21 protein-coding genes are annotated in these 22,336 nt (G+C 65.0%); 20 read left to right on the top strand and 1 reads right to left on the bottom strand.

The annotated features are described in order from the left end of the window. Nucleotides 1–7 precede the first annotated feature (7 nt). The 18 genes from QVN30_RS06870 to rsfS all read left to right on the top strand — a co-directional run bounded on the left by QVN30_RS06870 (nucleotide 8) and on the right by rsfS (nucleotide 20,020). Nucleotides 8–2,788, top strand: coding sequence for an HAD-IC family P-type ATPase (locus QVN30_RS06870; RefSeq protein ID WP_289835875.1), 2,781 nt, complete (start codon nucleotides 8–10; stop codon nucleotides 2,786–2,788). Between the two features lie 122 nt (nucleotides 2,789–2,910). Next, a complete protein-coding gene (locus QVN30_RS06865; RefSeq protein WP_289835874.1) occupies nucleotides 2,911–4,026 on the top strand; it encodes a zinc ribbon domain-containing protein in 1,116 nt (371 codons plus the stop codon). A gap of 203 nt (nucleotides 4,027–4,229) precedes the next feature. Continuing rightward, nucleotides 4,230–4,772, top strand: a complete 543-nt coding sequence (locus tag QVN30_RS06860) for a peptidylprolyl isomerase (protein ID WP_289835873.1) — start codon at nucleotides 4,230–4,232, stop codon at nucleotides 4,770–4,772. After that, nucleotides 4,772–6,268 (top strand): tetratricopeptide repeat protein, encoded by a 1,497-nt coding sequence (locus QVN30_RS06855; RefSeq protein ID WP_289835872.1) that lies wholly within the window; start codon nucleotides 4,772–4,774, stop codon nucleotides 6,266–6,268. The genes QVN30_RS06860 and QVN30_RS06855 overlap by 1 nt, the downstream gene beginning before the upstream one ends. 120 nt (nucleotides 6,269–6,388) lie before the next feature. Continuing rightward, nucleotides 6,389–7,420: a rod shape-determining protein gene (locus tag QVN30_RS06850; protein ID WP_066832225.1), complete on the top strand. Its 1,032-nt coding sequence runs from the start codon at nucleotides 6,389–6,391 to the stop codon at nucleotides 7,418–7,420. 89 nt (nucleotides 7,421–7,509) lie between these two features. Beyond that, nucleotides 7,510–8,460, top strand: a complete 951-nt coding sequence (gene mreC, locus QVN30_RS06845) for a rod shape-determining protein MreC (RefSeq protein ID WP_289835871.1) — start codon at nucleotides 7,510–7,512, stop codon at nucleotides 8,458–8,460. 12 nt (nucleotides 8,461–8,472) lie between these two features. Then, complete coding sequence (locus QVN30_RS06840; protein WP_204564190.1) at nucleotides 8,473–9,027, top strand: rod shape-determining protein MreD; 555 nt, start codon at nucleotides 8,473–8,475, stop codon at nucleotides 9,025–9,027. 12 nt (nucleotides 9,028–9,039) lie between these two features. Further along, nucleotides 9,040–11,097: a penicillin-binding protein 2 gene (gene mrdA / locus QVN30_RS06835; RefSeq protein ID WP_289835870.1), complete on the top strand. Its 2,058-nt coding sequence runs from the start codon at nucleotides 9,040–9,042 to the stop codon at nucleotides 11,095–11,097. Nucleotides 11,098–11,113: 16 nt separating this feature from the next. After that, complete coding sequence (locus QVN30_RS06830) at nucleotides 11,114–12,310, top strand: FtsW/RodA/SpoVE family cell cycle protein (protein WP_289835869.1); 1,197 nt, start codon at nucleotides 11,114–11,116, stop codon at nucleotides 12,308–12,310. Nucleotides 12,311–12,330: 20 nt separating this feature from the next. Then, nucleotides 12,331–13,263 carry a hypothetical protein gene (locus tag QVN30_RS06825; RefSeq protein WP_289835868.1) on the top strand — a complete coding sequence of 311 codons (933 nt, stop codon included), beginning with the start codon at nucleotides 12,331–12,333 and terminating at the stop codon, nucleotides 13,261–13,263. After that, a complete protein-coding gene (locus QVN30_RS06820; protein ID WP_289835867.1) occupies nucleotides 13,260–15,137 on the top strand; it encodes a TIGR03960 family B12-binding radical SAM protein in 1,878 nt (625 codons plus the stop codon). Before QVN30_RS06825 ends, QVN30_RS06820 begins: the two co-directional genes overlap by 4 nt. Continuing rightward, nucleotides 15,134–15,952, top strand: coding sequence for a TIGR03936 family radical SAM-associated protein (locus QVN30_RS06815; protein WP_289835866.1), 819 nt, complete (start codon nucleotides 15,134–15,136; stop codon nucleotides 15,950–15,952). Before QVN30_RS06820 ends, QVN30_RS06815 begins: the two co-directional genes overlap by 4 nt. Before the next feature lie 98 nt (nucleotides 15,953–16,050). Continuing rightward, nucleotides 16,051–16,404 (top strand): 50S ribosomal protein L21, encoded by a 354-nt coding sequence (gene rplU, locus QVN30_RS06810; protein ID WP_289835865.1) that lies wholly within the window; start codon nucleotides 16,051–16,053, stop codon nucleotides 16,402–16,404. A gap of 35 nt (nucleotides 16,405–16,439) precedes the next feature. Then, a complete protein-coding gene (gene rpmA / locus QVN30_RS06805) occupies nucleotides 16,440–16,700 on the top strand; it encodes a 50S ribosomal protein L27 (RefSeq protein ID WP_066832207.1) in 261 nt (86 codons plus the stop codon). Between the two features lie 141 nt (nucleotides 16,701–16,841). Further along, entirely contained in the window at nucleotides 16,842–18,209 is a 1,368-nt protein-coding gene (gene obgE / locus QVN30_RS06800; protein WP_289835864.1) for a GTPase ObgE, read from the top strand. 4 nt (nucleotides 18,210–18,213) lie between these two features. After that, nucleotides 18,214–18,906 (top strand): nicotinate-nucleotide adenylyltransferase, encoded by a 693-nt coding sequence (gene nadD, locus QVN30_RS06795; RefSeq protein WP_066832201.1) that lies wholly within the window; start codon nucleotides 18,214–18,216, stop codon nucleotides 18,904–18,906. 17 nt (nucleotides 18,907–18,923) lie between these two features. Continuing rightward, the gene (yqeK, locus tag QVN30_RS06790) at nucleotides 18,924–19,541 is read left to right on the top strand and encodes a bis(5'-nucleosyl)-tetraphosphatase (symmetrical) YqeK (RefSeq protein WP_343217532.1); all 618 of its coding nucleotides are present in this window, start codon (nucleotides 18,924–18,926) and stop codon (nucleotides 19,539–19,541) included. A 71-nt stretch (nucleotides 19,542–19,612) separates the two neighbouring features. After that, nucleotides 19,613–20,020 (top strand): ribosome silencing factor, encoded by a 408-nt coding sequence (gene rsfS / locus QVN30_RS06785; RefSeq protein WP_187119131.1) that lies wholly within the window; start codon nucleotides 19,613–19,615, stop codon nucleotides 20,018–20,020. 81 nt (nucleotides 20,021–20,101) lie between these two features. On the opposite strand, the gene dinB is transcribed toward rsfS, so the two are convergent. Next, nucleotides 20,102–21,373, bottom strand: a complete 1,272-nt coding sequence (dinB, locus tag QVN30_RS06780) for a DNA polymerase IV (RefSeq protein ID WP_289835863.1) — start codon at nucleotides 21,371–21,373, stop codon at nucleotides 20,102–20,104. A 298-nt stretch (nucleotides 21,374–21,671) separates the two neighbouring features. Here dinB and rpsP point away from each other — a divergent pair, with 298 nt between their 5' ends. After that, entirely contained in the window at nucleotides 21,672–22,025 is a 354-nt protein-coding gene (gene rpsP / locus QVN30_RS06775) for a 30S ribosomal protein S16 (RefSeq protein ID WP_066832190.1), read from the top strand. A 38-nt stretch (nucleotides 22,026–22,063) separates the two neighbouring features. After that, nucleotides 22,064–22,333, top strand: a complete 270-nt coding sequence (locus tag QVN30_RS06770) for a KH domain-containing protein (RefSeq protein ID WP_289835943.1) — start codon at nucleotides 22,064–22,066, stop codon at nucleotides 22,331–22,333. Nucleotides 22,334–22,336 lie beyond the last annotated feature (3 nt).

The raw sequence follows: 22,336 nt of genomic DNA, 5'->3' as shown, positions 1-22,336 counted from the left end.
GAGCGCCATGGCACCCCACGATCCCGACTCATACGCCGCAGCGGCGGGAGAGCCGCTTTCCGGCCTTTCCCTCGACGAGGTCCAGCAGCGCATCGATGCCGGACAGGTGAATGTCAACATGGAGCTCAAGACCAAGTCGGTCCGCGAGCTCATCATCGAGAACACGCTCACTCTGTTTAACCTGATCAACGTGATTCTCGCGGTGCTCGTGATCATCACGGGGTCGTTCAAGAACCTCACCTTCCTGCTGATCGTGATTCTGAACACGGGCATCGGGATCTTCCAGTCGCTGCGCTCCAAGCGGATGGTCGACAAGCTCACCCTGCTTGTGAGCAAGCGGGCCCGCGTCATCCGTGGCGGGGAGGAGTCCGAGATCGATCTCGAGCAGATCGTCAAGGACGATATCGTCCGCCTCGGGCGCGGAGACCAGATTCCCGCGGACGCTGTCGTGGTCCAAGGCGAGGCCCAGGTCAACGAGAGCCTGCTGACCGGCGAGAGCGACCTGATCCGCAAGGTCCCCGGCAGCCATCTCATGAGCGGCAGCTTCGTCGACTCGGGCGTCGTATGCGCCCGTGTCGAGCACGTCGGCGCCGACAACTACGTCGCGCGCATCAACAACGAGGCGAAGTATGTCAAGAAGGTCAACTCCGAGATCATGAACGCGTTGAACGCCATCGTGCGGTTCGCGAGCGCCATCATGCTCCCGCTCGGCATCGCGCTCTTCCTGTCGAGCGCCTACGAGTCGTACGCGCGCTGGGCCGCGGCGGCGGGAGGGTCTGCTGCCTCCATCCTGACCTGGCTGTTCTCCGGCTCTGCGGCCTGGGGCGAGGTCAGCGCGGCGATCCTCTCCACGGTCGGCGCCCTTCTCGGCATGATTCCCCAGGGCCTCGTGCTGCTCACCTCCTCGGTTCTCGCCATCGCCACGTTCCGCCTCGCGAGGCGGAACGTGCTCGCGCAGCAGCTGTACTGCATCGAGACGCTTGCGCGCGTCGACGTGCTGTGCCTCGATAAGACCGGCACCATCACGTCGGGGCGCATGGAGGTCGAGGGCGTTTACGCCGTGGGCGACAACGGCCAGGCGGTCCCGCTCGCCGACATCGAGCCCGAGCGCGCCGCTGTCATCGACGCGGCGCTTGCCGGCATCGCGCGCGCGACCTCTGCCGACGCGAACGAGACCTGCCGCGCCATCCTCGACTACTACGCCAAGCGCACGTCCGGCGAGCTCCAGGCCCTCGCCGTCGTTCCGTTCTCGTCGACGAAGAAGTGGAGCGGCGCCTCCTTTGCCGAGGGGGCCTACATCATGGGCGCCGCGCAGTTCTGCCTGCCCGAGCGCGCGTTCGGCGTCGTGCGCGACGCGGTGTTCGCCCTCGCGGAGACCTGCCGCGTTCTGGTGATCGCCAGGGTCGACGGCTTCACGGATGAGGGCGATATGATCGGGGAGGCCCAGCCGATCGGATTCGTCACCATCCGCGATGAGATCCGATCCTCCGCCGCGGACACGATCCGCTATTTCTGCCAGCAGGGCGTCACGCTCAACGTCATCTCCGGCGACGACCCGCGCACCGTGTCCTCTATCGCCAAGGTGGTCGGCGTGCCGGGGGCCGAGTCGTATGTGGACGCCACCTCGCTCGACACCCCCGCCAAGATCGAGGCGGCGATCGATCGCTACCACGTGTTCGGGCGCGTGACGCCCCAGCAGAAGCGCGAGCTCGTCGTTGCCCTCAAGGAGCGCGGCCACACGGTGGCGATGACCGGCGACGGAGTCAACGACGTCTTGGCCCTGAAGGAGGCGGACTGCTCGGTCGCGATGGCCGCCGGCTCCGACGCGGCGCGCAACGTCGCCGAGATCGTGCTCGTCGACAACGACTTCGCCTCGATGCCCGAGGTCGTGGCGGAAGGCCGCCGCTCCATCAACAACCTGCAGCGATCCGCCGCGCTGTTCCTCACCAAGACGCTCTTCTCGATGGGCCTCGCGGCGCTTTGCATCTTCTTCCCGCCCTATCCGTTCCAGCCCATCACGATGACGGTCATCAACTTCTTCTGCATCGGGTTCCCGAGCTTCGTGCTCGCCCTCGAGCCCAACCGTGCGCGCGTGCAGGGCAAGTTCCTCACGAACGTGCTCAAGCGCGCGTGTCCCGCCTCGCTCGCCGTGCTCGTCTCGTGCTGCCTGTGCATGCTCGTCGCCGGCAACTTCGGCCTTGGCGAGCAGGCGCTCTCGACGATGTGTCTCATTTCGACGGCGGCGGTGGGCTGCAGCCTGATCTGGCGCATCTCCTATCCCTTCACGCGGCTGCGCCTCGCGGTCTTCATCTTCGTCGTCGTGGGCCTCGCGTGCGCCATCGTGCTGTTCCCCGAGTTCTTCTCGATCGCGGCGCTCTCGGTGCCCATCATCGCCTCAACGCTTGTTTCAGCCCTCGTCGGCATCGTCCTGTTCTTCACCGTGGCGCGCGTCGTCGACCGCACGGCCGCCAAGCGCAGCCGTTCCGCCACGGGGTTCGGGCGCGGCGTCAAGATGTCGCTGGGCCGCGGTTCCCACAGGGTGACATCGACCGGATCGAGCGCACGCAGGGGGATTCGCACCGTGACCAGCATGGTTTCGCGCCATCGCGAGCAGCGCGACCTGTCTCGTGCCCAGGTGTCCGCCTCGAAGGCGGTCAAATCGGAGTATGACGCCGCGCGCCGCAAGCGCCAGCGCCGTGTGGTGCAATCCTCCTCGGGCATCAAGGTCTCGATGGGGAAGCGCTCGCGACCGGCGTCGCGCGACGATACGTCGCAAGCCGGCCGGTAACATATCTTTCATGCATGCTCCCGCCGGCTCAAGGTCTGCACAACGAGGTGGTATCCTAGTACACAGTCGTGCCGATGCGCGACGCCTGATCACCTGATGAACGTACGCGAAATGGGGATGCTGTGATCTGTCCGCACTGCCTGAAGACAATCGATGACGGGGAGACGTTCTGCCCGCACTGCCATGGGTATGTCGGCGGATCATCGAGCTCCGATTTCGTGTTCTGCGAGGGATGCGGCGCCCGCCTGTCCGTCCATGACCGTACGTGCCCCAAGTGCGGCCGTCCGGCCCCGGGCATCCTGTCCACCGAGTCCTCCTCATCCGATCTTGCCGCCGGCAAGACGGCGAGCTTCCCCCGCTTGACGAAAAGCCTCATCCAGACCGAGGTTCCGGGGGCCGAGCCGGTCTCCGTCGCGCGCGCTCTCGACGATTCGGTCGACCCCTCCGAGACGAACGTGCTCAACAGGAGCGATCTCGAGGAGGCGCAGGGCAAACGACGCGCCAAGAAGGCCCGTCCCGCAGACGAGGACCCCTACCATCCGCATAAGCGCTCGTATAAGGGCCTCATCATCACCCTCGTGGTGCTCGCCCTGATCGGCGGCGCGGCGGTCTTCATCATCAAGGACCCCCTGGGCGTCATGCCCGGGTTCTACCAAGCGTTCCAGCAGGCCGCAAGCGAGACGTTCCCGAGCAGGCAGGTGGGCGAGAACGGCGAGCTGCCGACCGATACGGTGGGGGACGCCACGGGCGACGACGCTTCCGAGCAGCGCACGCTGACCGACGAAGAGGTGTATATCCAGCTGACGACGATCTACGAGCGCATCGTCTCCTACGATTCCGCTGAGGCGATCGGCGAGGTGATCGATGCGTTCAACGGATGGTATCTCGATCCCGACCTGTCCGTTCGCCAGCAGCGCTCGAAATCCGCATACTCGCTGCGCGATTCCATCCAGGCTACGATCGATGAGCTCGACAACCTCAACGTGTCCGAGACGACCGTCTACACTGAGGAGATCGACCATCTGCGCCAGCTCGCCGAATGGATGTACGGCCGCGTCAACCAGATCTGCGAGTCCTGGGACGTATCGCTTGCGATACCCGAAGGGGAGTCGACGACCGCGCAGCAAGACGAGATCTTGGCGCCTATGCGCCGCGCCGGCAACGAGGACCTCGAGAACTTCGATGCCTACGTCAACGAATGGCGTCCCCTCCCGCCCGAGGAGGCCGCAAACGAGTGATTCGCAGCACCCCGGTTATTCGCCGGGGTGCATTTTTGTATGAGTGGAGGCTCCGACGCACGCATCCTTGCCGCGCGATGGCCGCTTCGGTTCGCCTCCGCGCGACCCTGAACCTCACAATTTCCTTGCCATTGTTATGAATCCAGCGGTATTTGCTAGAATTGACGGGATACGTTGTCAATTTGAGCAGAAGGGGTCTCCGTATGTTCGGAAAGAAGCTGTATACCCCCGCTTACGAAGTTGCTGGTGACGAAGTAGCGGTGATCGAGACGTCCAAGGGCACTATCCGCGTTCGCCTTGATGGCGCCGGCGCCCCCATCCACGTCGCCAATTTCTGCGAGCTCGCGCAGGGTGGCTTCTACGATGGATTGAAGTTCCACCGCTATGTCCCCGGTTTCGTCATCCAGGGAGGAGACCCCAACACGCGCGACATGACGCCCGAGCAGGTCGCCGCCGGCCAGGCCGGACCCTCCGGACGCCCGGGCACGGGTGGCCCTGGATACTGCATCAAAGGCGAGTTCACCATCAATCCCAACAACAGCCACGATGACGGTGCGCTTGCGATGGCCCGTTCCATGGATCCCGATTCCGCCGGGTCCCAGTTCTACTTCTGCCTTGGTCCCCAGCACGGGCTTGACTCGGGCTACACCGTGTTCGGCCAGACCCTCGAGGGCCTTGAGGTCATTTCCCAGCTGCGTGCAGGCGACGAGATCGTCCACGTCGACATCGTCCATAAGGAGCTCTAGTGAACGCACAGTATTTCGATCGTGCCCGTGCAGCACTGCGCTCGGGTGACTATTCCGCGGCAGCGAGCATGTTTTTGGCATGCAAGGAGCCCAGCGAGGTGGCCGGCGAGGTCGACCACCTTCGCGGCAACGCCCTGATGAAGCTCGGCCTGTACGCCGATGCCGAGGCCGCCTACACCGAGGCTCTCGAGGACGCCGCATACGGCAAAGCGGGCGCGCTGCTCACCAACCGCGGCAAGGCCCAGGCTGCCCGCGGTGACTACGAGGCGGCGGTTGAGTCCTTCACCGCCGCGACAAAGGACGCCTCCTACGCGACCCCGTACAAGGCCTACCTTGGTCTTGCGAATGCGCTGCTCAAGCTCGACCGCGTGACCGACGCCGGCGTCGCGTTCCGGTCGGCTGCCATCGACGGGGCGAATCCCGCCCCGGCTTCCGCCCTGGCGAGCCTGGGCGACTGCTTCGTCAAGCTGGGCCGTCCCGCCGATGCGGTCGAGTCCTACCTCACGGCGCTCGATTACGTGAGCCCGCATGACGACCCGCGTGCCATCGAGGCCGGCCTCGGCATCGCGTACGCCGCGGCCGGTCGATCCAACGACGCCGTCGATGCGTTCAACCGCGCGACATCCGATGGCATCTATCAGCTCGATTCCGACCAGCAGGCCGCCTTCGAGCAGGCCAAGGAGGACGTCGCCAACCGCGCCGCCATCGTGGCGCAGAGGCAGGCTGCAGCCCCGGCCACGGGCTACGGTGCGCCGCAGCCCGTCGACCCGCTCGATCCCACGGGGAGCACCGGCGGCTTCATGCCCGACCCCTCCGACACCGGCTTTTTCACCATGACCGAGTCCGAGATGATTCAGCAGGACCGCCGCGAGACCAAGATCCGCCGCAAGAAGCGCCACACGGGCCTGAAGGTCTTCATCGTCCTGCTCCTGCTGATCATCATCGCGGCAGGCGGCCTTGGCTTCGCCTACACCCGCGGATTCGGCTTCCCCTCGCAGCAGGACGCCATCTCCGGCCTGCTGCAGGCGGTCAACAGCGGCGAGGATGCCAACCAGTACCTCTCGCCGAACCTGTCCGATGACGCCAAGTCCATGATCACCTCGTCCCTTGAGGGCCTGGGCGACGCGACGGCGACCGTCACGGGCCTCGATGCCGGCATGACCGAAAGCGACGCCACGGTCGACGTCACCATGCCCCAGGGCGGCACGGTGACCTATCAGGTCCACTTCGTCCGCAGCTCCAACCACATCGGATGGGCTGTCGAGTCGCTCACCATGGACTTCGGCACCGATGACCAGCAGGCGGTCGACACGACCGGCACTGCCGCAGATGCGACCGGCTCGGATACGGGCTCTTTGTCCACCGACCTGGACTCCACCGACGTCGCGCCTGACGCCACCGGCACCGACGACTCCTCCTCGACCGATCAGTCCGCCGATGACACCGCAGGCGCGACCGACGGGGACGCCGCGGACGGCACCGCCGATACCATGTAATATTTGCTAGAGCGGCGTCTGTGCCCCCGAGCACGCGCCGCTCTGCACTACACTTCATACAACGTGTGCCACGGCACTGCACGTACCACAAGACCTACAGGAGCGGTTTTGTTTTCTTTGATGGACATGTTATTTGGTCAGTACGGGGGAGACCTCGCTATTGACCTGGGCACGGCCAACACGCTGGTATCCGTGCGCGGCAAGGGCATCGTCATCCGCGAGCCGTCCGTCGTCGCCATCGATAAAAACGACGAGCGCATCTTGGCCGTCGGCATCGACGCCAAGCGCATGCTCGGCCGCACGCCGGGCAATATCGTCGCCGTCAGACCCCTGAAGGACGGCGTCATCGCCGACTTCGACGTGACCGAGGCCATGCTGCGCTACTTCATCGACAAGGCGAGCGAGAAGCGCTATCCCTGGACGCCCCGTCCGCGCGTCGTCGTGTGCGTGCCGTCCGGCGTGACGAGCGTCGAGAAGCGCGCGGTCTTCGAGGCCACGATTTCGGCCGGCGCGCGCCAGGCATACCTCATCGAGGAGCCGATGGCAGCAGCCATCGGCGCCGACCTGCCCGTCGAAGAGCCCACCGGTTCCATGGTCGTGGACATCGGTGGCGGCACGACCGAGGTTGCCGTGATCGCCATGGGCGGCATCGTCGTGTCCCAGTCCATCCGCATCGCGGGTGACGAGTTCGACCAGGCGATCCTGTCCCACGTCCGCGACGCCTACAATCTCGCCATCGGCGAGCGCACGGCCGAGGATATCAAGATCAAGGTCGGTTCCGCCGTGCCGCTCAAAGACGAGCTCGACGTCGAGGTCAACGGTCGCGACGTCATCTCCGGTCTTCCCAAGACGGTGCGCATCGAGAGCGAGGAGATCCGCCGCGCCCTCAACAAGCCGCTCGACGAGATGACCAAGGCGGTCAAGGAGGCGCTCGACGCCACGCCGCCCGACCTGGCAAGCGACCTCATGTACTACGGCATCTTGCTGACCGGCGGCGGTGCGCTGCTGCGCGGTCTCGACGTGCGCCTGCGCGATGAGACCGGCGTCGCCGTCAACGTGAGCCCGACCGCCCTCGACAACGTCGTGAACGGTTGCGCGCGCGTGCTTGAGGCCAACGCGTTCGATGGCGGATTTGTTCAGAGCAACGCTTAACGTCGGAAGGTTGACTTCGTTTGCCCCGTACTCAGAAGTACCCATCATCCCATCTGAATACGAAGAAGCAATCAACGGGACTCGCCCCGTTGATTGTTTTTTGCGTGCTGTCGGTCCTGCTGCTCACGTTCTACATCCGTGAGGGAGAGGCGGGGCCCATCCACGCCGTCCGCTCCGGCGTCGTCACCGCCACGAGCCCCGTGCGCTACGTCGGCTCAGTCGTCGCCTCCCCGTTCAACGCCCTCGGCAACATCTTCTCCAACCTCACGGCGTCGCAGGAGACCTTGAGCGACCTCAAGCAGCAGAACGCCGAGCTGACCGGGCAGGTCGCCCAGCTTGCGGAGGCCAAGGAGACCGCCGAGCGGCTCGAGGGCCTGCTCGGCCTGCAGTCGACCTACAACCTGCAGTCTACCGCGGCGCGCATCATCGGCGGCTCTTCCGACGCGTGGTCGCAGACCGTCACCATCGACAAGGGCTCTCTCGACGGCTTTGAGATCGGCATGCCCGTCTGCAACGCCTACGGGGTCATCGGCCAGATCACCGAGGTCGCGCTGTCTTCCTCCACGGTCCTGCTCATCAACGACGAGACGTCCGGCGTGTCCGCCATGGTCCAGAGCTCTCGGGCCCAGGGGATGCTCCGCGGCCAGGCCGACGGCAGCCTGCGGCTCGAATACGTCTCGACCGACTACGACGTCCAGGTGGGCGACATCGTCATCACCTCCGGACTCGGCGGCGTCTTCCCCAAGGGCCTGCCTTTGGGCACCGTCTCCTCGGTCGAGCGGCGCGACAACGACGTGTACTACGACATCGTCGTGCGCACGAGCGCATCGACTGAGAACAACGAGGAGGTGCTCGTCATCACCGCGCTGTCCGACGACCAGCGCGCCACCGACGAGGACATCGCCGCCGCCAACGACATCGACAGCGTCCAGACGAACACGAGCGATGGTGATTCTCAGGAGTCCGACCAGACAGGGGAAGATGGCTCCACGGACGGGCAAGATAGCTCAGATACTACGGACGAATCGACTGAAGAGTAGGGAGGCGCGACGATGCAACTGAGAGAATCTTCCTATTCGCCCTCGCGCTATCGCGCCCTCGCCGTCGTGGCCGTCCTTCTGCAGATCGCCCTCGCCCCTCAGATCAGCATTGCGGGCGGCACCGTTAACTTCATGCTGGCGCTCGCCATCGTGCTCTCGCTCACCTTCGAGCCGCACAGCGCCGTGTTCATCGGGTTCTTCTCCGGTCTGTTTTTCGACCTGACCTCGTCGGCTCCCGTGGGCCTCATGTCCTTGCTGCTGACGGTCACGAGCTTCGGCGTATCCTCCGCGGCGCATGGCGCCCTCGGCGGCTTCACGCGCGAATCGGTGCGCTTCGCCGTCATCGCGATCATGGCCGTCAACCTTCTCTACGGGCTCTGCCTGTTTCTCATGGGCGTGCAGACCGATTTGATCTGGGCGCTCTTCGGGCACGGGATCGCCTCGACCGTGCTCGACGCCCTCGTCGCCGTGCTCTTTCTCATGGCGAGCGGATCCGGGTCCTCCCAGCGCGGGTTCTCGGCCCGCACGCGTCCCGGCCGCAATACGCGCTACAAGGTACTGAAGTAAGGAGACCTCGCGATGGATGCGCAGATCGTTGTCATCATCGCCGGAATCATCCTCTTCGTCGTGATCATCGCATCGCTGCTGTATCTGAGGAGCGCCGGCGGCAAATTCACCTATGACACCCAGCACGGCACGCGGCCGCGCGCCACGGAAGGGGAGGGCAACACCCAGGGAACGGCGTTCAAGGGCCGTTTCACCATGCTCGCCGCCGGAGCGGGCGCGATCTTCACCGCCATCATCGCTAAGCTGTGGAGCATGCAGATGGTCTCCTCGGATTACTACGAGGAGCTCGCCGTCCAGAACCAGACCCGAACCGTCACCACGCCCGCCCCGCGCGGGCGTATCCTCGACCGCAACGGCGAGCCGCTGGTCACGAACCGCGCGAGCCTGACGGTCGCCGCCTACCGCGACCTTGCCGACGACACCGTCTTGGTCCGTCACCTCGCCAACGTCCTCGGCATGCCCTACATCGCGGTGCGCCGCAACATCCAGGATTACAACCAGGGGGCGCAGAGCCTGCACACAATCGCCTCCGACGTGCGCCGCTCCACGGTCGCCTACATCCAGGAGCATCCGGCGGATTTCGCCGGCGTCGAGGTCGTCGAGCGTACCGAGCGCCTGTACCCCCACGGCGAGCTCGCCGCGCACGTGCTCGGCTACACGGGAACGATCACGCAAGAGCAGCTGTCCGCGCAGCAGGAGGCGCAGGAGGCCGGCGAGGAGTCCCCCGGGACCATCACCTACGAATCGGGCGATATCGTCGGCCAAGCGGGCGTCGAGATCCAGTACGAGAGTCTTCTGCAGGGCATCCGAGGTGAGCAGACCGTCCAGGTCGACGCCTCGGGCAACGTGACCGGCTCCACCGGCGCCGTGCCCCCCGAGCCCGGCAGCGACATCAAGCTCACCCTCGACCTCAAGATCCAGCAGGCGTGCGAGGACGGCCTCCAGCACGCCATGGAGATGGCCAAGCAGTTCGGGAACGAGAACGGTACCCGCGGCGCCTGCGTGTGCCTCGACTGCACGAACGGCGAGATCCTCGGCATGGCGAGCGCGCCCAAGTTCGACCCGTCCGTCTTCATCGGCGGCGTGTCCAACGACGACTGGAGCGCGCTCAACAGCGACGACGGCGGCCACCCCATGATCAATCGCGCCATCGCCGGCGAGTACATGTCCGCATCGACCATCAAGCCCTTCTCCTCGCTCGCCGCGCTGGAGTACGACATCTTCACCTCGACGCAGACGACCGACTGCGTGGGCTGGTGGACCGGCATGGGCGAGGGCAACGGCCGCTGGTGCTGGGACCACTCGGGCCACGGCACCATTAACCTGCGCAACGGCATCGTCATGTCGTGCGACACGGTGTTCTACGAGATCGGCAAGGGCTTCTACTATTCCGAGAACAACTCCGAGGGCTTGCAGGAGGTGTTCCGCCGCTGGGGCTTCGGAGAGTCGACGGGCGTCGACCTGCCCGGCGAGAGCTCCGGGCGCGTCCCCGATGCGCAGTGGAAGTACGACTACTTCTCCAACTGGGAGGATGCCGACCGCACCTGGAACCCTGGAGACATGTGCAACATCGTCATCGGCCAGGGCGACATCCTCGTGACGCCCCTGCAGATCGCCTGTGCCTACGCGGGCATCGCCAACGGAGGCAAGGAGTTCGTGCCGCATGTGTTCCTGTCCGCCGTCAGCCGCGACGGCTCGGGAGACGCGGTGACCTACGAGCCCAGGGAGCGCCTGACGGGCGAGTTCCGCCAGCAGTCCGATCTCGACCTCGTGCAAGACGGCCTTGTCGGCGTCATCTACGAGGAGTCCGCGTCCCAGGCCTCCCACTTCACGAACCTGAGTGTGACGGTCGCGGGAAAGTCGGGCACCGGCCAGAAGACAGGCGAGGACGACTACGGCTGGTTTGTCGCCTATGCGCCCGCCGACAACCCGAAATACGTCGTCGCCTGCCTCGTCGAGCAGGGCGGCTTCGGCTCCAACTCCTCGCTGTACGGCGTGCGTGACGTGCTCGGCGCCATATACGACCAGCCCGATACGGCGGCCGCCACCGCCGGCGACGGCTCACGCTAACGAGTAAGGAGGGACTATGGCTCAGGCTGCCACCTCAACTGAATCGCTGAAGCGCGTGAACAAGTCGCTGACGGCGACCCGCGGCTCGTTTCAGCGCTCCATCAACATCCCCGTGCTGCTTTCCGCGATCGCCCTGATCGCCTACGGAGCGGTCGTCATCTGGACCGCCTCGCTCACCATCGCCGACGCGTCCTTCTCGCGTCATCTGCTCGGTATCGGCTTGGGAGCCATCCTCGGCATCATATGCTGGAAGTTCGATTTCCGGGGGTTTGCGAACCTTTCGACCGCGCTGCTCGTCCTCGACATCGCGATCATCTTCTCTCCCTATATCCCCGGCCTGTCCTATAACGCCATGGGCATGACCGGATGGATCCAGATCCCGTTCATCGGCCTCACGTTCCAGCCCGTCGAGCTTGCGAAGATCCTCACGGTGTTCATCATCTCGGCGCTCGGCGCGCAGTACAACGGGCAGATCGACTCGGTGCGCGAGTACGTCAAGCTCTGCGGCATGCTCGCGGTGCCCTTCGGCTGCATCCTGCTTGCCGGCGACCTCGGCAGCGGACTCGTGGTGTTCTTCTCGGGTGCCGTCGTCATCATGATGAGCGGTCCCAAGAAGGAATGGGTCCTGTCGACCATAGCGATCCTCATCGGCCTGGTCGCGCTGCTCCTTGCCGCGGACTCCGTGGTCGACAGCATCTTCGGCCGTGACATGTTGCTGAAGCAGTACCAGATGAACCGCCTGCTCGTCTTCATCGACCCCTCCGCCGACACTTCCGGCGCCGGCTACAACCTCATGCAGTCCCTCATCGCGGTCGGCTCCGGCGGCTTTTTCGGCAAGGGCATCGGCGCGGCCTCGCAGGCGGGCGAGGGCTTCTTGCCCGAAGCGCACACCGACTTCGTGTTCGCGCTGCTCTCCGAGGAGTTCGGCTTCGCGGGCGCGCTCATCCTGCTCGCCCTGTTCGCGGTCCTCATCTTCTCCACTATCCGCGTCGCCTATCGCACCGATTCGCTATTCTTGAAGCTGGCCGCCGTCGGCATCGTTGGCATCTGGCTGTTCCAGATCCTCGAGAACATCGGCATGTGCATCGGCCTGATGCCCATCACCGGCATCCCGCTGCCGTTCATCAGCTTTGGCTCGAGCTCCATGCTCATGCAGATGGCCAACGTCGGCATCGTCCAGTCCATTTGGCGTACCCGCTCAAAGGCCGCCTAGACCAATAAGGAGGTTTAAGCATGCACCTTCCCATCAATCGGATCGGAGAGGCGCTCAAGATGGGGGTGTCGACCCTGCGTGATTCCGATGAGCCGGTGCGCGTATCGGTCTTCGTCGACGACACGGCGACGCCGTTTCTGATCGATACGGTCCGCGAGGCCTTCGTTCCCCAGACGACGTCCGCCATCGTGCGCGTCTCCAGGCTTTCCGCCGGCTCCACGTCCGTCAAGTCCGACACGGACATCTCCATCGTGCTGACGTGCGGTTCGGCCGATCTGCAGGCTGCGGTCCAGGCGATCGTGGTCGCCGGCGCGCCGACCGTCGTGGTGTGCGAGTCCAGCGTCGAGGCGCCTTTCATCCAGGCCGACACGCCCATGCTCGGCATGATCGCGTCCACGAACAAGACGCATCTGCTCGAGACGCTTGCGCGCTGGATCCTCGACCGCACCGAGAAGATGACGGCGTTCGCCTCCAATTTCGCCTTCATGCGCGTCGCCGCGTCCAACCGCATCATCACCTCCTGCGCCCTGACGAACCTCGCCACCGGCGCGCTCGTCTTCATTCCCGGCGCCGACTATCCGGTCATGACGCTCGCCCAGATCGGCATGCTGCTGGACCTCGCCTCCGTGTTCGGCAAGCCGCTGCGCATCGAGCGCGCCTACGAGGTCGCGGGCGTCCTCGGTTCCGGGCTCATCCTGCGCGCCGCCGCGCGCGCGGCGACCAAGCAGGTGCCGCGCATGGGGTTTGTCGTCAAGGGCCTTGTCGCCGCGGGAGGCACCGTCGCCATCGGCCGTGCGCTCATGGCGGTCTACGAGCACGATGTCGACTACACGCCCGTCAACGACCTCATGGGCAAGATCGTCAGCGGCGCGCGCAGCGTCGTTTCGGGGGTCGCTGGAACGGGTGCGGATGCATCCGACATCGATACCGACTGGAATCCGGAGGTCGCGTGAGAACACCCTACGAGAACCGCTTCCCTGAGCTCGAGCCCCTGCTCGCGCGCGTGGAGAAGCCGAGCCGCTATATCGATCACGAGTGGGGTACGCGCTCGTCTGCCGAGGCGGACTACCGCGTCTGCCTCGTGTATCCCGACGTCTACGAGGTCGGCCTGCCCAACCAGGGCATCGCGATCCTGTACGCCGTCCTGAACGAGCAGGAGGGCATCTCCTGCGAGCGCGGATACGTTCCCTGGATCGACATGGCGGACACCATGCGCGAGGCCGACGTGCCGCTGCTGTCCCTCGAGGGCGCGGCGCCGCTGTCGTCGTTCGATGTCGTGGGCCTGCACCTTCCCCATGAGATGGCCTGCACGAACATGCTCGAGACGCTCGATCTTGCGGGCATCCCGCTGCACGCCGCCGACCGCGGCGAGGACGACCCGCTGGTGATCTCCGGCGGCCCTTCCGTCTACAACCCCGAGCCGCTCGCCCCCTTCATCGATGCGTTCCTGATCGGGGAGGGCGAGGAGCACATCGTCGAGGTGTGCCGCGCCCACGAGCGCCTGCGCGACGCGGGCGCCACGCGCCTCGAGATCCTGCGCGAGCTCGCCAAGATTCCCGGCACGTACGTCCCCAGCCTCTACGAGGTGCGGCACGACGAGGCCTGCACGCCGCACGGCTATACCGTCCCGCGTGCAGGGGAGGATGTTCCCGAGGTCGTCCACAAGCGCGTCGTCGCCGATTTCGGCGCCACCGACCCGGTTCCCCAATCCGTGGTCCCCTTCGCCCAGCTCGTCCACGACCGCCTGTCCATCGAGGTCCTGCGCGGCTGCGCGCGCGGCTGCCGTTTCTGCCAGGCGGGGATGACCTACCGCCCGGTGCGCGAGCGCACGCCCGACCAGATCGTCTCCGCGGTGATGCGCGGCCTGGAGAAAACCGGGTACGATGAGGTGTCGCTGACCTCGCTGTCCACCACCGACCATTCGTGCTGCCCCGAGGTCCTCTCCCGCCTGAACCGCCGGCTTGCCGACACGGGCATCCGCATCTCCATACCCTCCCAGCGCCTCGACTCCTTCGGCATCGATATGGCGCTGCAGGTGGCGGGGGAGAAGAAGGGCGGCCTGACGTTCGCGCCCGAGGCGGGAAGCCAGCGCCTGCGCGACGTCATCAACAAGAACGTCACCGAGGACGACCTCGAGCGCGCGACGCGCGCAGCCTTCGAGGCCGGCTGGCGCCGCGTGAAGCTCTACTTCATGATGGGGCTTCCCGGCGAGACCGATGAGGATATCGTGGCCATCGCGAACCTCGCGGACCGCACCTATGAGATCGCCCGCGAAGTCGTTCCGCCCGCTCAGCGCGGTGGCGTTTCGGTGTCCATCTCCTGCTCGGTCTTCATCCCCAAGGCCGCCACGCCGTTCCAGTGGTGCGCGCAGACCCCCGACGACGAGGTGAAGCGCCGCCAGCAGCTGCTTCTGCGCAGCGTGCGCAACCGCGCCGTGCGCGTGCACTACCATGACGCCGACACTTCGCTGCTCGAGGCGGTCCTCTCGCGCGGCGGTCGCGATATCGCGCCGGTGATCTTGGGCGCCTGGAGGCGCGGTGCGCGCTTCGACGCCTGGACCGAGCAGTTCGACCTCTCCCGCTGGGAGGAAGCTGCTGCGGATGCGGGCATCGACCTGCGCGAGGTGGCGACCGAGCCGTTCGATCTGGACGCCCGGCTGCCGTGGGAGCATGTGAGCCCCGGCGTCTCGCGCGGGTACCTACTCCGCGAGTATCGCAAGGCCCTCGAGGGCACGACCACGGCAGACTGCTCGCGCACGTCCTGCACGGGCTGCGGCGTCTGCCCGACCCTGCACGCAGATAACATCTTGGCAGGTGAGCGCGCATGAGCGATCCCAACGCCGCGAGCTTGTTCAGGCTTCGCACCGAATATGTCAAACGCGGGCGCCTGGCCTATCTCGGCCATCTCGAGGTACTCCACACCCTCGAGCGCATCGTCCGGCGCGCCCAGCTGCCCTATGCGGTCACACAGGGCTTCTCCCCCCATATGCGCCTGGGGGTCACCTCGGCGCTGCCGGTGGGCACCTCGTCCGAGGCGGAGTACTTCGACCTGTTCCTGACGGAGTACGTGCCGGCCGGAGAAGCGCTCGCCCGTCTGACGGCGTCGGCCCCTGCGGACCTGGCCGCGCAGCGCGCATGCTACCTCGACGTCCGCGCCCCCGCGCTGACCGCGGAGATCACGCGCGCCATGTACCGTATCGAGCTGACGCGCGCCGACGGGTTCTCATTCGACGCCGACGAGGTCCGTGCGCTTCTCGACGGCATCGTCGGGCTCGGCGAGATCCGCTATGCCCGCGGCAAGAAGCGCAAGGTGCTCGATCTTGCAGGGACGCTCGTCGGATTCACCTGCGTCGACCTCGAGGGAGGGGGCATCGAGCTTCTCCTCGACACGCGTATCAGCAACGAGGGGTCCTTGCGGCCCGAGATCCTGCTCGCGGCGCTCGATAGAAGCCTTACACCTCAGGTTAAACGTGAAGGTCCTATCGTTTCGACGGGAATCCAGGATTTGGCGGCGATTTCGCGCTATGCTATATGCCGGACTGCCCAGTACGTTGAAGATTCTGACGGATCCCTCTTGAGTCCGATACGTACCGACGAGACACCCGCTGCTCCTCTGACCGTCTCGTCTGTGCCGTCCTTGTGAATTAGCAGGGCATATCTTGACGTGCTCTGTTGACGCGCAATACACCACCTGTTAGGATATTCGGCTGTTGCACTAACTGATGCATGAAGGGCAAAACAATGTACGCAATCGTTTCAACCGGCGGCAAGCAGTATAAGGTCGCCACCGATGATGTTCTGAACGTCGAGAAGATCGAGGGCGAGGTCGGCACCAAGATCGAGCTCCCCGTGCTCTTCCTGAACGATGGCAAGAAGATCATCACGGATCCTGCCAAGCTTGCGAAGGCTAAGGTCACTGCTGAGATCGTCGAGCAGTTCAAGGGCGAGAAGGTGCATGTCTTCAAGTTCCACAAGCGTAAGCGCTATCGTCGCACCCAGGGCCATCGCCAGCAGCTGACCCGTATCAAGATCACGAAGGTCCAGGCCACCTCGCGCGCCAAGAAGGCTGCCGAGACCGAGGCCACGGCTGAGTAGCGCAGTCGCGAACTGTAGAAAGAAGGTAGTTCAACATGGCACACAAAAAGGGCCTTGGTTCGTCCCGTAATGGTCGTGACTCCCGCGGCCAGCGTCTTGGCTGCAAGCGTTATGCCGGCCAGGTCGTGACGTCCGGCACCATCCTCGTCCGTCAGCGCGGCACCCACATCCACCCGGGCGCCAACGTCGGTCGCGGCAAGGATGACACCCTGTTCGCTCTCGTCGACGGCACCGTCGAGTACACGCGTGGCGTCAAGCACCGCGTCAGCGTCCGTCCGACCGAGGTCACCGCGTAACCGCTGCCCTTCATTATCACGCATCTCAGGGAGGCCCTTGGACTGAGTTCCAAGGGTCTTCTTTTATCATGGTGTCAGCTTCTGCCGCGCGGGCGCGCGGCGCACCTACGCATCGATAGATCGACCCGAAAGGGGGCCGCGATGTCCCAGTTCACAGATATCTGCCGCATCAACGTCAAAGGCGGCGACGGCGGTGCCGGCTGCATGTCGTTTCGCCGTGAGGCCTATGTGCCCAAAGGGGGTCCTGACGGCGGCGACGGCGGTCGCGGCGGCAACGTCGTCATCCAGGCGGACGCGCAGCTCTCCTCGCTGATCGACTACCGCTTCAAGCACCATTTCCGTGCCGAGCGCGGCACGCACGGCCAGGGTTCTAGGCGTGACGGCAAAAACGGTGAGGACCTGATCCTCAAGGTTCCCATGGGCACCGTCGTCCGCGAGCTCGATCCCGACACGCAGGAGGTCATGTTCGACATCGCGGACCTCACGCATGACGGCGAGCGCGTCATCGTCGCTCCCGGCGGCACCGGGGGACGAGGTAACACCCATTTCGTGACGCCGACCCGGCGCGCCCCCGCGTTCGCGGAGAAGGGCGAGCCCGCCGAGGAGCACTGGATTGAGCTCGAGATGAAGCTCATGGCCGACGCGGCGCTCGTCGGCATGCCGAGCGTCGGCAAGTCGTCGCTCATCGCGCGCATGAGCGCCGCCCGCCCCAAGATCGCCGACTATCCGTTTACCACGCTCGTGCCCAATCTCGGCGTCGTCCGCGCTGGCGACTACTCGTATGTCGTCGCCGACGTCCCCGGCCTGATCGAGGGCGCCGCGGAGGGCCGCGGCCTGGGGCACCAGTTCCTGCGCCATATCGAGCGCACGGCGCTCATCATGCACGTCATCGACATCGCCGGCGGCTTTGAGGACCGCGACCCCGTCGAGGACTACCGCATCATCAACAGCGAGCTGGCCGCATACGCCTCCGCGCTCGCCGAGCGCCCGCAGATCGTCGTCGCCAACAAGTGCGACATGAGCGGCATGACCGAGCGCGTCGCGCGCCTCAAGGAGGCGGTGCTGGAGGACGGCCATGAGTTCTTCGCGGTGTCGGCGCTGACCGGAGCCGGTTTGCAGACCCTTATGCTCGCCGTCGGCGAACGCGTGGCCGAGCTGCGCCGCGAGCTCGCCGAGACCGACGAGCCCACCGAGGATTTCAGCGAGCTGTGGGAGCGCAGGCGCCATCAGCGCGACCGCCAGTTCCAGGTGGTCGGCGAGGGGCCTGGAATCTGGCGCGTCATGGGCACGGGCGTCGAGCGCCTCTGCGTCCAGACCGACTGGGAGAACGAGGAGGCCGTCATCTACCTTCAGCATCGCCTCTCGCGCATCGGCGTCGACAAGGCGCTCGAGGACGCGGGCTGCGAAGCCGGAGACGAGGTGCGCATCTCGGGGTACTCCTTTGCCTACGAGGGGGCGGACGAGAACGTCTACGAGGAGTACGAGGACGACGAGCTGGCAGGGGAGTAGCGACATGGTTCAAAGCGCTTTGCCGCGGCTGCCCGAGATGGGTGCCGACCCCGAGCGGGAGTACCGTCTCGGCATCATGGGCGGCACCTTCGACCCCATCCATTACGGGCACCTGGTCACCGCCGAGCAGGCGCGCGAGGCGCTCGCGCTCGATCTCGTGCTCTTCATGCCCGCAGGCAAGCCGGCGTTCAAGCAGGACCTCGACGTGACCGATGCCGAGGACCGCTACGCCATGACCGTGCTGGCGACCGCGGCGAACACGGCGTTCGATGCGAGTCGCTTCGAGATCGACCGGGAGGGCGTCACCTACACGATCGATACGCTTCGTGCGCTGCGCGAGCACTACCCGGCCAACGTGAAGCTGTTCTTTATCACGGGCGCCGATGCCGTGGCCGACCTCGTCACCTGGCACGATGCATCCGAGATGGCCGAGCTCGCGACGTTCATCGCGGCGACGCGCCCCGGGTACGATATCGATACGGCGCGCTCCCGCATATCCGCCTCGGGCGTGCCGTTCGATGTCCGCTACATCGAGATCCCGGCACTCGCCATCAGCTCGTCGAACATCCGCGAGCGCGTCAGCCGCGGAAAGAGCGTGCGATATCTGACGAGCGAGTCCGTCATCGGGTATATCCGGAAAAACGGCCTGTACAATAGGCATGTCGTCGAGCGCGTCGACGGCGTGGCGAAGATGTAAGGAAAAGAGGAGGGGCCTTGTCCTCATCAGAGTTCTACGAGATCGAAGACCGCCAGGCGTATCTTGCCCGCATGCGCGAGATGCTTGACGTTCGCATGGCCGACCACCGCAAGCGCCGGAACCATTCGCTCGGCGTCGCGCGCACGGCGGCGTCCCTTGCCGAGACCTACGGTGTGGATCCGTTTCTCGCCGAGGCGGCGGGCCTTGTGCACGATTGGGACAAGGTGCTCGACGAGGCCGAACTGCTCGCGCGCGCCGCTCAGTACGGCATCGAGGTCGCCGGCTCTCCCGCCAACAGCGTCGCCCTCCTGCACGGCCCCGTCGCCGCGATCGAGCTGCCCCAGCTGTTCGGGGAGCTGCCTCCCTGCGTGTTCCAGGCGATTGCACGGCACACCGTCGGCGCCGAGGACATGACCGACCTCGACATGGTCGTGTTCGTGGCAGACGCCATCGAGCCCATGCGCAAGGGCGCGTACGCGGAGAGGCTTCGCGCCCAGGTCGGAAAACTCGATCTTGCGCATCTGTTCTTTGAGTGCTTTGCCGGCGGTCTCGTGTATGTTATTGATACGAGGAGATATCTGTATCCGACGGCTATCACCATCTACAACCACTATGCGCTTGAATTGGCGCGCTAGAAAGGCACGGTATGTCTGACACCGAGATCATCGATACGCCCGAGGCCGCGTCTGCGGCCGACGCCGACGCCATGCTCGAGGGCTTCGGCCTGTCCTCCGACCGCACGGCCGCTTCCGCCTCTTCCTCCGGTATCGAGGCGGCGGAGGTTGCCGCCGTCGCCGCCCAGGCGGCTTCCGATAAGAAGGGCGAGGACGTCTGCGTCCTCGACCTCACCGAGCTTTCCGATGTGTGCGACTACTTCGTGATCGCCACCGGCTCGAACAACCGTCTCGTGGACGCCATCGTCGATGAGGTTGAGGAGAAGGTTGCCAAGGCGTTCAGCGAGCACCCGTTCTCCATCGAGGGCCGTGAGGAGGGCACGTGGATCCTCATGGATTACGGCTCGGTTCTCGTGCACGTCTTCACGCCCGAGGCGCGCGAGTACTATCGCTTGGAGAAGCTTTGGGGCGATGCGCCCATCACCCGCTACGAGGACTGATTCATGGCCGGCCACGAGCCGGCCTTTTTTCTGGGTTGACGCAGCCCTTCATAGATGCGCATCGTCCGGAAGGTCCCTGTGCTACTTGTCTCTGCGCACGACGGCGTCATGGAAGCGGGCGGCGCGACCGAAGCCGACGGCATCCCGTCCGAACTTCTCCCGCACCTTCTCCATGGTCACGGACAGCTCGCGTCGATCGCTGGTCTGGACGCCGCGCTCGTCTACCGGGCAGAACAGGTCCGTCTGGACGCCTCCCGACAAATCGAAGTCGCTGAGGCCCAAGCCGGCCAGGCGGATATGCATACCGGGCGTCCAGATGGAATCAAGCAGCTCTATAGCGACGGGGACGAACACGTTCTCGTCATCGGTGGGATGGGGGAGCTTGCGCTGGATGGTCCTGCCCTTGCCGTATGAGAACTTGAGCTTGAGCGTCACGGTGCGCCCCGCGAGCCCGCGCTTGCGAAGACGCCTTCCGACCGACTCCCCGAGCAGGGCGATCGCGGCGTTCACGTCGGCGCGATCGGTCAGGTCCTCGCCGAAGGTCCGCTCGTTGCTGACCGATTTCACCTCGTCGGGCGCATCGATCGGGGTAACGGAGCTGTGCTCTTTACCGGCTGCGCGAAGCTGCATCATCTCCGCGTTGACGCCGAATACCTGACGTAGGATGCGGACGTCGGCGCGAGCGAGCTGACCGAGGGTATGGATGCCGATGCGCGCAAGCGACGCTTCCGCTGACTTGCCGATGCCGCTCATGGCCCGGACGGGCAAGGGGGCTAAAAATCCCTCTTCGGTGCCGGGGACGATGACGGTCAGGCCCCGCGGCTTGTCGCGCTCGCTTGCGATCTTCGCCACCGTCTTGTTGCAGCCGAGCCCGATCGAGCACGTCACGCCGAGCTCGCTGACGCGTCGCGAGATGCGCCGGCAGATCTCCACGGGGCTTTCAGCTGAGTATCTTCCCGGGGATATGTCGAAAAACGCCTCGTCGATGGATACTTGGTCCACAAACGGCGTCTCGTCGGACAGGATCGCCATGACCTTCGAGCTCATCTCACGGTAGCGATCGAAATGGCCCCTGGTCCAGATCGCATGGGGGCAGAGCCGCTTGGCCTGGGCGGAGGGCATGGCGGAGTGCACGCCATAGGGCCGCGCCTCATAGGAGGCCGTCGAGACCACGCCCCTCTCCTCGGGGCTGCCGCCCACGATGACCGGCTTTCCGCGCCATTCGGGATGATCGAGCTGCTCCACGCTTGCAAAGAACGCATCGAGGTCGAGCAACCCGATAGCCGGTCCCCTCCAAGCGCCGAACAGCGCGGAGGCGAACGCTTCGGAATCGTATGTCTGTTCGCCTTTCATGGATTCAGTATACCGTGCGAGTGAACTTTTGGGGACAGTCCCTTTTGATTCGCGATGGCGCATGTGCGCCATCGCGAATCAAAAGGGACTGTCCCCAAAAGTTCACTTCGAGCGGTTTCATCTTGATTTTGCATGGAGGGCTTGCAATATCCGCTTGAGTGGTCAAAATATGAATTTGCCTGCGGCCATACCGAAGAAGTCGCTCTCACGGGCTTCACCTGCTCGGGCTGTTGGCGTATTATTCCATACTGTTTGTTTGTTGGTGCAGCACGTGCTGCATAAGATGGAGGAGTTTTCATTGGCTGTTAAGATCCGCCTCGCTCGTCACGGTTCTCACAAGCGTCCGTACTACCGTGTTGTCGTCGCCGACGCCCGTTCGCCCCGCGACGGCCGTTTCATCGAGGAGGTCGGCCGCTATAACCCGCTGACCAACCCCAAGACCATCAACCTCGACCTCGAGAAGATCGCTGACTGGCAGTCCAAGGGCGCTCAGCTCACCGACGCCGTCGCCGCTCTCGTTCGCGCCGCCGAGGCCGGTCCCAAGACCGAGACCGTGGTCAAGAAGTCCAAGAAGCAGCTTGCCAAGGAGGCCGAGGAGGCCAAGCGTGCTGCTGAGGCTGCTGCCGCCGAGGCTGAGGCCACCGAGGAGTAACATTGTCCGATCAGCTCACTGAGCGCATCGACGATGAGATGACAGATCTCAAGGGCGAAGAGATGATCTCCGACCGCATCGCAGATCTGGTCGAGTACCTTGTTGTCAACATCGTCGATGACGCCGATGCTGTCAGCCTTGAGGTTATTGACGGTGAGGCATCCTCGACCATCGAGGTCTCCGTAGCCACCGATGACGTCGCCAAGGTCATCGGCCGTCACGGTCGCACCATCAAGGCCATCCGCACGCTCGCCCGTGCTCTTGCAGCGCGACTGGGCACGTCGGTTGAGGTGGAGGTCCTGGGATAACCT

Origin of the sequence: Collinsella ihumii (assembly GCF_030385545.1) — a bacterium.
In the GTDB taxonomy this organism is placed as follows: domain Bacteria; phylum Actinomycetota; class Coriobacteriia; order Coriobacteriales; family Coriobacteriaceae; genus Collinsella; species Collinsella ihumii.
The sequence above is the reverse complement of the archived record's forward strand: the minus strand, read 5'-3'. Positions and strand labels throughout refer to the sequence as shown.

Excerpts from the sequence above, each read along its gene's own strand:
- rplU (WP_289835865.1), top strand. The coding sequence starts at position 16,051 with ATGTACGCAATCGTTTCAACCGGCGGCAAGCAGTATAAGGTCGCCACC.
- QVN30_RS06870 (WP_289835875.1), top strand. The coding sequence starts at position 8 with ATGGCACCCCACGATCCCGACTCATACGCCGCAGCGGCGGGAGAGCCG.
- QVN30_RS06840 (WP_204564190.1), top strand. The coding sequence starts at position 8,473 with ATGCAACTGAGAGAATCTTCCTATTCGCCCTCGCGCTATCGCGCCCTC.
- QVN30_RS06860 (WP_289835873.1), top strand. The coding sequence starts at position 4,230 with ATGTTCGGAAAGAAGCTGTATACCCCCGCTTACGAAGTTGCTGGTGAC.
- QVN30_RS06850 (WP_066832225.1), top strand. The coding sequence starts at position 6,389 with ATGGACATGTTATTTGGTCAGTACGGGGGAGACCTCGCTATTGACCTG.
- QVN30_RS06825 (WP_289835868.1), top strand. The coding sequence starts at position 12,331 with ATGCACCTTCCCATCAATCGGATCGGAGAGGCGCTCAAGATGGGGGTG.
- QVN30_RS06815 (WP_289835866.1), top strand. The coding sequence starts at position 15,134 with ATGAGCGATCCCAACGCCGCGAGCTTGTTCAGGCTTCGCACCGAATAT.
- QVN30_RS06830 (WP_289835869.1), top strand. The coding sequence starts at position 11,114 with ATGGCTCAGGCTGCCACCTCAACTGAATCGCTGAAGCGCGTGAACAAG.
- mrdA (WP_289835870.1), top strand. The coding sequence starts at position 9,040 with ATGGATGCGCAGATCGTTGTCATCATCGCCGGAATCATCCTCTTCGTC.
- rpmA (WP_066832207.1), top strand. The coding sequence starts at position 16,440 with ATGGCACACAAAAAGGGCCTTGGTTCGTCCCGTAATGGTCGTGACTCC.
- dinB (WP_289835863.1), bottom strand. The coding sequence starts at position 21,373 with ATGAAAGGCGAACAGACATACGATTCCGAAGCGTTCGCCTCCGCGCTG.
- obgE (WP_289835864.1), top strand. The coding sequence starts at position 16,842 with ATGTCCCAGTTCACAGATATCTGCCGCATCAACGTCAAAGGCGGCGAC.
- rsfS (WP_187119131.1), top strand. The coding sequence starts at position 19,613 with ATGCTCGAGGGCTTCGGCCTGTCCTCCGACCGCACGGCCGCTTCCGCC.
- nadD (WP_066832201.1), top strand. The coding sequence starts at position 18,214 with ATGGTTCAAAGCGCTTTGCCGCGGCTGCCCGAGATGGGTGCCGACCCC.
- QVN30_RS06770 (WP_289835943.1), top strand. The coding sequence starts at position 22,064 with ATGACAGATCTCAAGGGCGAAGAGATGATCTCCGACCGCATCGCAGAT.